Annotated in this window: 12 protein-coding genes and 3 tRNA genes; 6 read left to right on the top strand and 9 right to left on the bottom strand. The window is 61.5% G+C overall.

What is annotated here, in order from left to right; genetic code table 11:
• The first annotated feature begins 31 nt into the window (after positions 1–31).
• Positions 32–1990, top strand: coding sequence for a homocysteine S-methyltransferase family protein (locus tag JNM85_05765; protein ID MBL8087563.1), 1959 nt, complete (start codon positions 32–34; stop codon positions 1988–1990).
• Here JNM85_05765 and JNM85_05760 read toward each other — a convergent pair.
• Both JNM85_05760 and JNM85_05755 read right to left on the bottom strand, forming a co-directional pair.
• A complete protein-coding gene (locus JNM85_05760; GenBank protein ID MBL8087562.1) occupies positions 1987–2988 on the bottom strand; it encodes an aldo/keto reductase in 1002 nt (333 codons plus the stop codon). The genes JNM85_05765 and JNM85_05760 overlap by 4 nt on opposite strands.
• 22 nt (positions 2989–3010) lie before the next feature.
• The gene (locus tag JNM85_05755) at positions 3011–3490 is read right to left on the bottom strand and encodes a hypothetical protein (protein ID MBL8087561.1); all 480 of its coding nucleotides are present in this window, start codon (positions 3488–3490) and stop codon (positions 3011–3013) included.
• Positions 3491–3560: 70 nt separating this feature from the next.
• On the opposite strand from JNM85_05755, the gene JNM85_05750 reads away from it, so the two are divergent.
• Positions 3561–3637, top strand: a tRNA-Pro gene (locus tag JNM85_05750).
• Positions 3638–3678: 41 nt separating this feature from the next.
• On the opposite strand, the gene JNM85_05745 is transcribed toward JNM85_05750, so the two are convergent.
• The 5 genes from JNM85_05745 to JNM85_05725 all read right to left on the bottom strand — a co-directional run bounded on the left by JNM85_05745 (position 3679) and on the right by JNM85_05725 (position 9888).
• The gene (locus tag JNM85_05745; protein MBL8087560.1) at positions 3679–4530 is read right to left on the bottom strand and encodes a hypothetical protein; all 852 of its coding nucleotides are present in this window, start codon (positions 4528–4530) and stop codon (positions 3679–3681) included.
• 294 nt (positions 4531–4824) lie between these two features.
• Entirely contained in the window at positions 4825–5691 is an 867-nt protein-coding gene (locus tag JNM85_05740; GenBank protein ID MBL8087559.1) for a hypothetical protein, read from the bottom strand.
• The gene (gene ligA / locus JNM85_05735; GenBank protein ID MBL8087558.1) at positions 5688–7694 is read right to left on the bottom strand and encodes an NAD-dependent DNA ligase LigA; all 2007 of its coding nucleotides are present in this window, start codon (positions 7692–7694) and stop codon (positions 5688–5690) included. The genes JNM85_05740 and ligA overlap by 4 nt, the downstream gene beginning before the upstream one ends.
• A 333-nt stretch (positions 7695–8027) precedes the next feature.
• Positions 8028–8744 carry a PEP-CTERM sorting domain-containing protein gene (locus JNM85_05730; protein ID MBL8087557.1) on the bottom strand — a complete coding sequence of 239 codons (717 nt, stop codon included), beginning with the start codon at positions 8742–8744 and terminating at the stop codon, positions 8028–8030.
• Between the two features lie 112 nt (positions 8745–8856).
• A complete protein-coding gene (locus JNM85_05725; GenBank protein ID MBL8087556.1) occupies positions 8857–9888 on the bottom strand; it encodes a deoxyguanosinetriphosphate triphosphohydrolase in 1032 nt (343 codons plus the stop codon).
• 92 nt (positions 9889–9980) lie between these two features.
• On the opposite strand from JNM85_05725, the gene JNM85_05720 reads away from it, so the two are divergent.
• The 4 genes from JNM85_05720 to JNM85_05705 all read left to right on the top strand — a co-directional run bounded on the left by JNM85_05720 (position 9981) and on the right by JNM85_05705 (position 12079).
• A tRNA-Asp gene (locus JNM85_05720) sits at positions 9981–10056 on the top strand.
• A 7-nt stretch (positions 10057–10063) separates the two neighbouring features.
• Positions 10064–10139: transfer RNA gene (locus JNM85_05715), tRNA-Phe, on the top strand.
• An 84-nt stretch (positions 10140–10223) separates the two neighbouring features.
• Entirely contained in the window at positions 10224–11351 is a 1128-nt protein-coding gene (locus tag JNM85_05710; GenBank protein MBL8087555.1) for an SLBB domain-containing protein, read from the top strand.
• Entirely contained in the window at positions 11348–12079 is a 732-nt protein-coding gene (locus tag JNM85_05705) for a D-alanyl-D-alanine carboxypeptidase family protein (GenBank protein ID MBL8087554.1), read from the top strand. Before JNM85_05710 ends, JNM85_05705 begins: the two co-directional genes overlap by 4 nt.
• Here JNM85_05705 and JNM85_05700 read toward each other — a convergent pair.
• A complete protein-coding gene (locus JNM85_05700) occupies positions 12076–12900 on the bottom strand; it encodes an N-acetylmuramic acid 6-phosphate etherase (GenBank protein ID MBL8087553.1) in 825 nt (274 codons plus the stop codon). The genes JNM85_05705 and JNM85_05700 overlap by 4 nt on opposite strands.
• Positions 12897–13796 carry a hypothetical protein gene (locus JNM85_05695; protein ID MBL8087552.1) on the bottom strand — a complete coding sequence of 300 codons (900 nt, stop codon included), beginning with the start codon at positions 13794–13796 and terminating at the stop codon, positions 12897–12899. Before JNM85_05695 ends, JNM85_05700 begins: the two co-directional genes overlap by 4 nt.
• Positions 13797–13840: the final 44 nt, after the last annotated feature.

Raw genomic sequence — 13840 nt, 5'->3', positions numbered from 1 at the left:
TGGCTGAGAGTACCGCGAGTACAATGACCGAATGGCTTGGGACTCACCGCTTTTGGACCGGCTCGCGCGCGGCGTCATGATCTTTGACGGCGCGATGGGGACGCAGATCCATGCGGCGAACTTCGACCAAGCTGCGTACACGCTCACACCGGAGAGCCGATACGCCGCCAAGGTGAATGCCGCTGCCGAGCGTCTCCAGGGTGCCTACCTGGAGGGCTGTACCGAAGTCTTGAACCTCACTCGCCCAGACGCGATCCAAGCGATCCATGAGCGGTACTTTGCAGCAGGCAGCGACATGGTCGAGACGAACACCTTCGGGGCGACCAGCGTCGTCCTGGGCGAGTACGACATTGCTGAGCTGGTTCATGAGGTGTCGATCGAGGCTGCCCAGATCGCGCGTCGAGCGGCCGATAAGTTTTCCACGTCCGACAGGCCGAGGTTTGTCATTGGAGCTTTGGGACCCGGCACGAAGCTGGTCACCCTCGGCCAGGTCAGCTTCGACGAACTGCAGAAGACGTACACCGAGGGGTTCATCGGGCTGATTGAAGGCGGCGCTGATGGGTTGCTCTTGGAGACCTTGCAGGATCTGCTGATGGTCAAAGCGGGCATCGTCGCTGCAAAGACTGCCATGGCCGGGACCGGCAAGCGCCTCCCGCTGTTCGTGCAGGTCACGATGGAGCAGACCGGAACCATGCTGCTTGGTTCGGAACTGGGCGCAGCACTCAACTTCTGTGAATCGCACCCGGAGGTCGTGGCCGTCGGTATGAACTGCGCCACCGGCCCGACCGAGATGATGCCGCACATCCGCATGCTTGGTGCCAACTCCACGCGACCGATTTCGGTCCAGCCCAACGCGGGATTGCCCGTGATGGAAGGGGGGCGTGCCGTCTACAAGTTGACTCCCGACGAGCTTGCTGGGAGTCATGAGCGGTTCGTTTCGGAGCACGGCGTCGCAATGTGTGGCGGTTGCTGCGGAACGAGCCCGGATCACATTCGAGCCGTTGCGGAGCGCGTGGGCGGGCGCCCGCATACCGGCGGAGCACACTGGCTCAAGGTGCGCGAACTGTTCCCAGGCTTTGACTTCGCGGTACAAACGGACGCGCAGATGGGCGCATTCAAGCTCGTCGGCTGCAGCAGTTTGTACCAGTTTCAGCCTTACGTCCAGGATTCCAGCTTCCTCATCATCGGCGAGAAGACTAACGCAAACGGCTCGAAGGCTTTTCGGGAAATGCTCGCAGCGGAGAACTGGGACGGTCTCACCGAGCTAGCGCGCGAACTCGAAGGCGAGGGCTCACACCTCTTGGATGTTTGTACGGCGTACGTCGGCCGCGACGAGCAACGTGACATGCGCGAGCTGCTTTCCCGCTACAACCAGCACATCACGGTGCCGATCATGATCGACTCGACCGAAGTGCCGGTCATCGAGACTGCGCTCAAATCGATCGCAGGCAAGCCGATCATCAACTCCGTCAATTTCGAAGATGGCAACGCTCGCACGGACAAAGTGCTTGAGCTCTGCCAGCGCTACGGTGCCGCCGTCGTTGGTTTGACGATTGACGAGGACGGCATGGCCAAGACTGCCGCGAAGAAGGTCGCGATCGCCGAGCGAATCCTTGAGGCGACGCGCCGCTACGGACTCCCCGACCACGACGTTTTCATCGACGCACTCACCTTCACGCTCGGATCAGGCGATGAGGAGTTCCGGCAGGCAGGAATCGAGACGCTCGAAGCGATCCGAGTCTTGCACGAGCGATACCCGCGCCTCAATACGACGCTTGGCGTTTCGAACATCTCATTTGGTCTGCGGCCCGCAGCGCGTCAGATTCTGAACTCGGCATTTCTCCATTACGCATGCGAGGCGGGTTTGACGAGTGCGATTGTCCACTTCAGCAAGATCCTTCCGGATAACCGGATTGATCCTGAGATATGGAAGATTGCCAGCGACCTCGTCTACGATCGCCGCGATTACGCCGAGACCATTGCCGTTTAGATACTCGGCCGGGCGTTCGGTCCAAAGTTCGCGTTGTAGTAGTCGGTGATGAACTCGCCGGGCCGTAGGACGCGGTCGATCTGTTCCTCGGCTTTTGGACTCAGCTTCGTGAGGCAACCCTTGACCGCTTGCTCAAGCTGTTGCTCGCTACGCGCACCGATGATGGGCGACGTGACGCCCGGGCGCGATGCGACCCACCCCAACGCAAGCTCGGTCATTGTGATTTCATACCGATCGGCGATCTTCTTGTAGCGGGCGATGGCCTCGCGGCTTGCGCCGGACAGCCGCTTCATCGGATCGGACTTGCTGTAGCGTGCCCCCTTCGCACCGTCCAAGTATTTGCCGCTGAGTTGTCCGCCCGCGAGCGGCGACCACGGAATGACCGCGTACTCGTAAGTCCGGCAGAAGGGAAGCAGTTCGCGTTCGGCGCGGCGGTCCAGCAGGTTCAGCGGTGGCTGCTCGGACACGAAGCCTGACAGACCCAGGTGACGCGCAACGTAGTGCGCCTCGGTGACTTGCCACGCGGCAAATGTGGAGCAACCCGCGTACCGGATCTTGCCTGCGCGGACGAGGTCCTCCAGACCACGCAATGTCTCGTCGATGGGGATGCTCGGTTGCGGTCGGTGAATCTGATAGAGGTCGATCCAGTCGGTCTTCAGCCGCTTTAAGGAGTCTTCGCACGCCTGGATGACGTGGCGGCGCGAGTTGCCCCACATGTTGGGATCCGTGTCGCTCATTTTGCCATGACACTTCGTTGCGATGATTAGGTCGTCTCGCTTGCCCTTGATCGCTTTGCCGAGGATCTTCTCGCTGGTGCCGCGCGCGTAGACATCGGCAGTATCGAAGAAATTGATCCCGAGCGAGATCGCCTTATCGACGATCTTGTAGCAGTCGTCCTCGTGCGAACCCCAGTCATCGGGCTCCCAACCGAATGTCATCGTGCCCATGCAGGCGACCGATACCTGAACCCCTGTCCGACCGAGCGAGCGAAACTCCATGGAACGTGTTTACCTGACCTGACTAGCGCGGCTGCGAATCGTTCCGCGCAAAGAAAAACGCACCGTATCCAAGCAGCGAGCACACGATATTCGTCCAGCCAAAGCCTGCTACGGCGATCGTGAACCCCGGCGCGACGCTTTCTGAGGCGGAGACGATCCCCATGACGACCGGGATCGCCCCGCTCAGGGTGATGAGAAGAAGAATTTGGTGGACTCGCGGACGGACTTGGCCCCGATCCCGCAGCCAGGAACTGTAGACCCAGCCCGCGTAAAACACGCCGCAGGCGTACACAAGCGCCATGACTCCTAGCATCGCAACCGCGAGCGCGACGATCAGGGCCTGACCGATTTCGCTCGTGCCACGTAGGGCGGGCTCGGCGAGGGCTGCGATGACGGCACCGCAGGCGAGCACAAGCAGGGCAACGCGACGCCTGCCCCCAGCCGTCTGTCGCTCGCGGGCATAACTTTCTAGAAGGTCACGCGGTTCGGCCGAATGTGCCATCGCCTCTCACCTAGTTTAATGCAAGATTCGCCGAATTAGAGCCCGATTCGGGTACATTGAGGATCGCGTTCGGGGCATAGCGTAGCTTGGTAGCGCGTCTGGTTTGGGACCAGAAGGTCGCAGGTTCAAATCCTGCTGCCCCGACCATTCTTTTCATGACGGTTCCGGCGACATTGGTGACACTTCGCCTATTGCGCACGCATCTGGTCTACAGGGCACTGCGCGCCCTCACTCGTCGTCATTAGCGTGCGACCGTCCAGACTGTAACCGATCGCCTCGACCTGCTCGCGGGTGGCAATCGGAATCCGTGTCGCCGCCTGCCGGAACCAGTCCGTGAACTTACCCTTCACTTCGAACTCGTACGCGGCGGTGTAGGTGACGAGCGCGACCCTACGTCCGTCCGGCGAGATGTCGCCGCCCGTAACCATCTGTGAGCCGGGGATGATCGATCCGACCTCCACGTCACCCACCTTGCGCAACGTGTAGTCGCCGCTCTTCCTCGGCGCGACGAGCGCATACACGCCGGACTTGCCTCGGTTGACCTTCGTCACGAGCCAGAGATCGCCGGTCGAAGGGTGGACCATCAGGGTTTCGCAGTTGTGCGCGCCGTCCGGATAAGTGAGTGTGTAGGTGTCGTAACTGGTCAGGATTTCCGAGCCCCCGGTGGGTTCCTTGACGCGGTAAACGGTGATGGTCTTGCGCTTCGATGGGTTGTCGCCGATGTCCCCCAAGTAGATGCTGCTCTGGCCGCCCAGTCGCGCGGCCGCCATGTCCTCCCAGTCGAGTGCGGCTGCTCCCTTCAGGTTGTATTCGCCGGTAATTTCCCCCTTTGTGTTGAACCGGAAGAACCGGGCGACGTCGCCGCTGTCGTTATGGGTGAAGTACTCGCCGCGCCGTGCGAAGCTGCGGGCCATGCCCGAGCTTTCGGTGATTGCCGGGGCTTTGAGACGGCAGACTTCGGTCGGCTTCGAGTACTTTCGCGGGGCGAGAGCGAGCGGAGGCAGACTTAGCAGTCCGAGTGTGGCGACGAGTCCTCTCATGCGTCCCATTCTACCGATGGCATAACGTTTCGATTGTTCGAGAGAGTCTCCTTGACGCTCTTTCGAAATCTCGGTCCTGTGGGTGGCAAGTAAGTCCAACCGCGAGCAAGACCAAGAACTGGCCTGACACCGAACACCCCGGCTCGGTGCCGAACCGATCGGACGGATTCGCCATGGCCTTCAGTTTGACGATTCCGCGGCGAGCATGGAAATCCATGTACGTTCAAGACAAGTGGGAGTCTGGATTTGAGTCTCGAGTGATCAAAGGCTAAACCGATGACTCGGAGACGAGCTTTAAACCACTGATTCCCGCGGTTTCGAGAGCTGCTCGTAAAACAAGATGTGGTGCACCCAGCCTGCGTCGGTCCCGAACCTGTCACGCAACTCCCGGCCCATATGGGTTGCGCGACTCACAGTGAACGGTTGCCCCTCCAACTCAGGGTGGTACCGCGCCACGAGCGCTCGCCACATGTGGACATCGACGGGTACCGCCTCGCCAAAGCCCAGGCCAAACAGCAGCACACAATCGGCAACTTTGGGCCCAACCCCAGGAAGCTGCATCAGTTCGGTGCGTGCGCTCTCGTACGTCGCCGAACGGAGCGATTCGAGCCAAGCCTCGCCGCGCGCTTGCAGCTCGCCAACCGTTCGAACAATCGACTTCGCTCGGTAGCCAAATCCCCGTTCACGCAACTCCGATTCCGAGATCGAGCGCAACTGATCCAGCCGAGGAAAGCGGTGCAAGCCTCCGGGTAGATCTGACCCCCATTGCTCAAGCGCGCGGACCATCTGCGATATGCGTTTGATGTGGTTGTTCGCCGTGCAGATGAAGCTCAGTAGGGTCTCCAGCGAGTCGCGTGGCTGCATCAGCCGAAGGCCACCGCACAGGGAAGCGACGTCGCGCAGGCCAGGATCCACCCGAAGACACTGGTCGAGCCGTCCCTGGGCGTGCTCGGTGAGGCCGAAGAGTGCATCGAAGTCGAGGGGCGTCCCGTTGGTGCGTGCCGTGATCCCCGTTTTATCTTGCCGAAGAATCCAGGCGAGGTCGCCATCGGATCCCCGCCAATGATCGCCGTCCTGAACCCACCGAAAGACCTGGCCCGCCGTCAAACACCGCGCCAAATCGAGCTCGCGAGCCGTGAGTTCGACGCGAAACTCGTTCAACTGTCGATCAACCCCGGCGGCAGCATCGCGATGAAGTCGGCCTCTGAGATGACTTTGACGCCGAGCTGCTCTGCCTTGGCCAGCTTGCTCCCTGCGCCGGGGCCGGCCACGACCAACGAGGTCTTGCTGCTGACGGAACCGCCCGCATTCCCGCCGAGCCGCACCACCAGCGTCTCTGCGTCCGTTCGGTCCAGCGTCTCGAGCTTGCCGGTGAAGACTAGGGTTTGGCCCGCGAACAGGTCGCCGGTCGGACCGGTCTCCTCTTCCGGCTGAACCCCGAGCGCGAGCAGCTCATCGAGCATCGACTGATTGGAGTCGTCCTGAAGCCACGAGGCAATTTCTTCGGCGGTGCGCGGGCCGATGTCGGCGATGCCGATCAGATCTTCGTAGCTCGCCCCGCGGAATGCGGCGAGGGTGCCGAATCGTCGGGCAAGATCGCGCGCAGTGCGGTCTCCGACAAATCGGATCCCCAGCCCGAAGAGTAGCCGATCCAGCGGTCGCGTCTTGCTCGCTAGGATCGCATCGATCAGCCGCTGCGTGCTCGACTCGCCCATTCGGTCGAGCTCGACCAAGGCAGCGCGATGTTGGGGCAAGCGGTAGATGGAAGGTAGGTCGCTGAGGTAGCCGAGTTCTACAAAACGATCGACCTGCTTTTCACCCAGACTCTCGATATCGAGGGCGAGACGGCTCGCGAAATGGACAAGTTTGGCGCTGATCTGTGCAGGGCAATGACGGTTCGGACATCGAAGCACGACCATGCCCTCGTCCTGGATCAGCTCGGTGTCGCATTCTGGACAGCGGGCGGGGGTTGGGACTGGAACGGCGTGGGTTGGGCGGCGAGAAAGGTCGGGTCCGACCACCTCCGGAATGACGTCGCCTGCGCGGCGGATGATGACGGTGTCGCCGACCCGCACGTCTTTGCGCGTTAGCTCGCTCATGTTATGGAGCGTGGCTCGCCGTACGGTCACCCCGCCGACCTGAACGGGTTGCAGCTCGGCCACCGGCGTGACCGCTCCGGTGCGTCCCACTTGAAAGGTCACAGCTTCGACGATAGAGAATGCTTCCTCCGCCGCGAATTTGTAGGCGATCGCCCACCGTGGAAATCGGCTCGTGAAGTCCATCTCGGCTTGTTCGGCGAACGAGTTCACCTTGATCACTACGCCGTCGATGCCGAAGGGGAGGGAAGCGCGGAGCTCTTGGAGGGCGGCCACGCGCGCAACCACCGCTTCAATCCCCATACACAGTTGGGCTTCCGATCGCGTCCCAAACCCGAGCGAAGCCAAATTGGCCATCGCCTCGGACTGCGAGGTCACGGTCTCTGCCCCTTCGGCAATGCTGTAAGCGAAAAAGCTGAGCCTGCGCTGGGCAGTGAGCCGACTGTCGAGCTGGCGCATGCCGCCGCTCGCTGCATTGCGCGGGTTCGCGAAGACTTGCTCTCCGCGTTCGGCGCGCGCCCGGTTCAGCCGCTCGAAAACGGACTTGAGCATGAGCACCTCGCCGCGGACTTCGAGCCGCCCTTGGACCTTCAGTGGCAACTGCAAGGGGATTCCGTGGACGGTGCGGGCGTTGTGAGTGACGGTCTCCCCGGTCGTGCCGTCGCCCCTGGTGGCCGCCAAGATCAGCCGACCGTCCTCGTATTGCAGTGCCATGCTCAGTCCATCGAACTTGAGCTCGACGAAGTACTCGATCTCTTCGCGCCCAAGAACCTTGCGGATCCGCTCGTCGAACGCGCGGAGCTCTTCCTCGGTGAACGCATTATCGAGCGAGAGCATGGGGCGCGAGTGCGTGTGGGGCGCAAATCCCTTTTGGGGAGGCGCACCGATACGTTGAGTCGGGCTGTCCGGTGTCACCAGCTCGGGGTGGGCGGCCTCGAGGTCGGTGAGCTCTCGGAGGAGCATGTCGTACTCCGTGTCACTGATCTCGGGAGCATCGTCCACGTAGTACCGCTCGATGGCTCGTTCCAGAGTCCTGCGCAGGTCCAAAACACGCTCCGATGGGCTCATGGTTCGTAGGGTACCGCCCCGTATCCTTGCGGGATACATCGGCAGGTTCGCGCATTCTTGGGTCTACATGTCACATCTGAACGCTTTCTTAACGATAGACCTGTGAAGACCGCCAATCGATGAGTGTGGATGCGTTGACGTGGGGCGGCGTGATCGGACGGGGAGTTCGATCCATCAATGAAGCTTAATGACCCACACTCCCCAAAATGCTCTATTAGTGCTATAAGCCCCAGACCACCGACGGGTGGACTGGGGCTCTTTTTTTGTGCCTGACACGACGAAGCCCCGCGTCTAGCACAACGCGGGGCTTCAGTGGAGGAGGTGGGACAGGATTTACTTCTTGGCGCGGCGCTTGCGGAAGATCATCGCGGCGGCACCCAGTCCGAGTGCGGCGACCGAGCCCGGCTCGGGGACTGCAGCGATGTAGTCCTGGTTGCATGCGTTCTTCAGTGCGTAGACCCCGGCGACCGCTGAACCGTTGGTTTGGGCGAGCATTGCCGAGCGCAGTTCGTTGTACTTGTTGGCGACGCCCGAGCTGATGGTCGCCTTCTGGAATCGACCCGCGTTCAGGTCAAGCGACTTGGACGTTCCGTCGAAATCGTACAGGATGTCCCAGGTCAGCATCTGGTACGCAGCGGCGTAGTCATTGTCGGCGGTCTTGAAGGCGCTGCCGCCGGTCGAGCGGATCAGTCGGTACATGCCCGCAACCTTCTCAGTCTTGTTGGATGCGCCCTTCAGAGCGTCTAGGCCATCGATCGAGATGATCGTGTACTGCTGAGTGTTCTTGGTGTCGGTCCACTGGCTCAGGTCCACGCAGTAGACGTTCTGGACCGTCTTGTCCCAGATCTTGATGGCCGAGCCGGGAGTCGCGTTGCTGAAGCTGAATCGCTGCTGGCTCAGGGCCAGGTTCTTGACGGCGCTGTCGAACTTGATCGAGCCGTTGCGGCCCGCGCCAAGTCCCTGGAATTTAAGGTCAACGGTCTGCTCCAACGCGAACGCCGGAGTGACTGCAAGAGTGGCGAGTCCGATAAGGATTAGTGATTTCTTCATTGGTTGCTCCGAGTCCCGTTCGGAAACCGTCCGCTCGGGGTGTTGGTTCGCAGAGGAGCAAAACGCCTGCCAAACTGGAGCCGCGAAGCCAAAACCGGGATCAATACCAGGACTAGGACTCGTCGGCGAGTCCGTGCCGAAAGGTCGCGGGCATGTACTTTGCTCGGAACTCCGCCATTGCGAACCGGTCGGTCATGCCTGCGACATAGTCCAGCGCCCCCTGGGTTCCTTCAAATCCCGTGGGAAGCGGGTTGTGGCGATAGTAGCTGAAGAGCGCCTTGACGATCCCCTTGGCTTTAGGGATGTCTTTGAAAACGATCGGGTACTGCGTGTACACCTCGGTGAACAGCCACTCCTTCATCCAGTTCATCGTCTCCAGCATCTGGTCCGAGAGTCGAATCGCGGGTACTCCCATGCTGTGGGAAATGACGTTCTCGACCATCGCGCCGATCCGTGCGCCGTGGTTCGGCCCCAGCATTGCGAGTTCGGCGGGAACCTCAGCGATCATCTTGCTCCGCAGCGCGTCGTCCAGATCGTGATTCAGGTAAGCGATCCGGTCGCTGATCCGCACCACCGCCGCTTCGAGCGTGCTCGTGGGCTCCCCGTCGGCGGCGCACAGGTCTTTGCGCCCCTTGCTGTGCCCGCTGATCCCCGCGCGCACCTCTTGGGTGAGATTGAGAGGCTCAAGCACATCCAGGACGCGCAGGCTCTGGTCGTAGTGTCGGAACTCGGTCGGCCCGTCGGGGGACGGGTGTTCCTGCAGCGCCTCATCGAGCGCGGACTCTCCGGCATGGCCGAACGGAGTGTGGCCCACATCATGCCCTAGCGCGATCGCCTCGATCAGGTCCTCGTTGAGCTGAAGCGCCCGACCAATCGTCCGGGCGATCTGCGAGACCTCAAGCGTATGGGTCATGCGGGTACGGAAGTGGTCGCCCTCCGGGTCGATGAATACCTGCGTCTTGTGCTTCAGCCGACGGAACGCCTTGCTGTGGAGGATGCGATCTCGGTCACGCTGAAAGCACGTCCGCACCGGGTCTTCGTCGACGGCGTTTACGCGCCCCGAACTCTCGCTGGCCCTCATCGCAAACTCGGAGAGCGCAGAGTGCTCTCGGGCTTCGATGGACAAACGGACAGAGTGGGACATACCAACAGATACAGACGGATGAAGTGCCCTCGATGCCGCGAGGCCCGTTGCATCTGTCGCCGGGTTGTGCCATACTTTCCTTCGCACCCAGCGGGGGTGTAGCTCAGTGGTTAGAGCGCCGGCCTGTCACGCCGGAGGTCGCGGGTTCAAGTCCCGTCATCCTCGCCAATTCTGCGCCGCGGTAGCTCAGTTGGTAGAGCAAAGCACTGAAAATGCTTGGGTCGCCGGTTCGAGTCCGGCCTGCGGCACCACCCCTCCCTTTCTGTCCCGATTTGGGATACAACGGCAACCTTTCTCGCTCCTTCCAAGCAGCCTGGCCCGTCTCTTCGTGTGAGATGAAGTGGGTCACCTTTGCCGCCCTGTTATTGATGCTTCTTGCTGCTGTGAGCGGCTGGGCGGAAACCACTGCCGTGGATAAGATCAAGCCCGGCGAGCGGCTGACCGTCAAGTGTATGGAAGAGCCTGCGCTGGACAAGACCTATGAAGTCACTGCCGACGGGCTCATTGTCTTGCCGTTCGTAGGAGCCGTCGAGGTGGCAGGGAAGACCGAGATCGAGGCGGCTGCCGAGATCTCCGGAGTGCTCATCGACCAGCGCATCCTTCGCCGAGCGACGATTTCCGTTGTGCGCGAAAAGCCAGCTCCACCCAAGGACTCGCCGGTGCGCATCTCCGGAGCCGTGTCGAAGGTCGTTGAGCTCCCATTCGCGGACGGATTGCGATTGAGCGATCTGGTACGTCTGGCTCAGCCCACCATGATGGCGGACCTGAACAAGATCGAGGTGACCTCGTCGGGCGGACAGGTCACCCGTGTTGCGTTCGAGGATTCTGCGGTCGCTTCGCTCGAGACAAATCCGTACCTGAAGCCTGGCGACCAGGTTTACGTCCCGATCATCGTTCGCGCCATGGAGTACTACGTGCTCGGCGGAGTGAAGCGTCCGGGAGTCTTCAAGCTCGGCGAGCCAATCACGCTCGCTGAAGCGGTACAGCTGGCCGGTGGCATCGACGACCTTGGCGACTCCGCGCGCGTTCGACTTGAGCGCACCCGCCAGAGCGCCGTGGTCTACGACCTCTCCGCAGTGACCCGTCCCGTGGTGATCGAGCCGGGAGATCGCATCATTGTGGAGCTGAGTGCTTCGAAGCGGTACTTGCTCGTGGTAGGGAACGTAGCGCGACCTGGGCAGGTGGAGTTCCGAGAGGGCATGACCCTGACCCAAGCGATTGCTGATGCGGGCGGGCTCAACGAGCGCAAACCCACGGAGCGCGTGGCCGTGTACTCACGAGACGAAGTGCCCGCCGCGAAGCCCGTAATCTACGACATCCAGAAGATCATGCAAGGGTTCGTGGGCGACATCGCGCTCAAGCCAGGTGACCGGATCGAAGCCATGGCTCCGGGCCAGCGAAATCCCAAAGGACTTGCTGTTTTCACTGCCGCCGCCTTGATCATGATTCTCGCAGGCAGGTGATCAAGTGGGATCGAACCCGCGGACGGCCTGAGCCGATCCGACTGTTGAACAAGATCCGTGAGGAGGAGTGCGGCGAGCCGCTCGTCTCCCTGGCCGAGGTCTCTCCCACCGTGCGCATTATCCGCGAGACCACGATCCCGTACGTCCGCCAGACCGTCGCGGAGATGGCCGAAAAGGCGGCGCGCTCACTGCCCGACGGCATCTTGCTCGCCGTTACGGATGCATGGCGGCCTTTCAAGCGGCAGCAGATGATCTGGGATATGATGTGGCGCTTTGGCCACGAAGCGTTTCCGCACCTGGATTACAAACAAATGCGTCGGCGGATCTGTCGCTGGGTTGCTCCAGTCGATCAGAAGGCCCCGCCGGGCCACTGCACCGGCGCGGCCATTGACGTGGTGCTCGTGGACGGTGCCGGAGAACTCATCGACGTGGCGACTCCGTACTCTCGCTTCACGGCCGCTCCGACCTTCACGCTCGGGTTATCGCCGGAGGCGCACCGAAATCGCATGTTGCTGCATGACTCCCTCGTGGACGCGGGCTTCTCGAATTGCCGAGACGAATGGTGGCACTATAGTTACGGGGATGCGGGTTGGGCCGTTCGAACCGGCGAGACAAGCTGCCGCTACGGACTCATCGAACTCGACCCAAGCCTCTATGCTGCGGCACAAATCGAGTGGGAGGCGGCAATCGCGACGCGCGAAAATCCGTTCCTAACAAGCAAGGACTAGCGGTCTGCGACGCTAGAAGCGCGTAGCGCGGCCAAAACCTCACGGACGTTCCAGTGGTGCTGTTCGAGCGCATCGCGTGCTTCGTCCTCCGTCGCCGTGCTTAGTTCACGGACAATTCGCACGCACCGCTCCTTGAGCTTGTGATTTTTCGCTTTGACATCGACCATCAGGTTCTCAATAACCTTGCCTGCAAGGACCATCGCGGTGGTCGAAATGCGGTTAAGGGCGAGCTTCTGCGCGGTACCGGCCTTGAGACGGGTACTACCCGTGAGGACCTCGGGTCCAGTTTCGAGCAAGATCCCAAGGTCGGCCTCATGGAGGAGGGCCGAGTTCTTGTTGTTGGCGATCCCAACCGTAAAGATCCCCTTTTGATTGGCGTGACGAATCGCGCTCAATACATACGGCGTTCGACCTGAGGCTGCGAGGCCGATCAAGACATCGCCGCGCTGCGGATCGAGGGAGTTTAAATCGTGGATGGCCTGGGTGTCGCTGTCCTCGGCGTCTTCGATGGCTTTGGTGTTCGCCGTCGCCCCGCCTGCGTGGAGTGCGACAAAGCGGTCCGCTTCGATCCCAAAGGTCGGCGGCATCTCGGCGGCGTCCATGGTGGCAATGCGACCGCTTGTGCCCGCCCCGACATAGATCGTGCGGTGGCCTGAGCGGAATGCCTCAGCGACCTTTTCTGCGGCTTGGGCAAGACCGCTCTCGGCGTGCTGCATGGCGCGGTGTACGGCTTGCTCTTCCTCGTTCATCAACCGAACGATCTCTTGGGCCGACATGCGATCTAGGCCGAACGAGCGAGGGTTTCTTCCTTCTGTGCTCATGATGCTAATTCGCGCGCCAACATTGCCGCGCCAATAACGGGAGGGGTCTCAAGGGGATAGAGCTCCGCGTCTCGTGCGCCAGCCATGACCCTGAGATAAGTCTCGAACTGCCGCTGGAAAACCGGCGAGATTCGCCAAAGCCCACCCGTTAAATAGATTCGCCAAGGCCGCTTGCCCTCGTGGTACGTCCAGAGATGGCCATGGACGATGTAGGCGAGCTGTCGCATCTGCTCCTCAATTGCGATGCGGGCGTAGTGCGCGCCGTGCTCGTAATCGTCGGCGATCACGGGGGCTAGCTTGCCGACCAGCGATGCCGGTGACGATTCTCGGTAGATGCGAGCCGGGACGCGGCTCGGGTCGCGCGTTCCAAAGAGGGCTTCCACCGCTCCGAGGAAGTTCTCCGTCACGCCTGGCACCACCGGGCTGCCGAAGAGGGCAACCGAGAGCGACTGTCGGGCTATGGCAAAGGCGGAGCCATGGTCTCCCAGCAGCGGGCCACCACCGCCGGACTTAAGAATCGCGTCGCCAACGCGCGAAAAAACGATCGATCCGGTGCCAGCGATGACGCAGCAAGTGGCTCGGGGTCCGCATGCGGTCAGAGCAGCGACGTAGTCCGGCCGTGCATAGCAGTGACTGACTCCCGTAATCTCGCGCAGCATCGACTCGGCCTCCGCCTCATCTTGCTCAGTGAGCAGACCGGCGAAGCAGCCACATACGGCAGCGGGGGGAGGAACGTTTTTCAGCGCTTCGGTGAGGTGAGCGCGCAATGTGTCGCGGTCTGTGCTCGCCCAGTTGGCCGCGCCCGATTTCCCTTCGAACACAGTTTTGCCATCTATGTCCAGTGCGAGCGCGCGGGTGGAAGTCCCGCCGCAGTCCAACCCCAAGTAGATCGCCATAAATGTGTGAGGGCACCCCCGGCAGCCCAAGAGACTTTACCCGC

The sequence above is a fragment of the Chthonomonas sp. genome (genome assembly GCA_016788115.1).
Classification (GTDB): Bacteria; Armatimonadota; Fimbriimonadia; order Fimbriimonadales; family Fimbriimonadaceae; genus UBA2391.
Note: the sequence above shows the minus strand (reverse complement) of the source record. Positions and strands in the feature narration are given on the sequence as shown.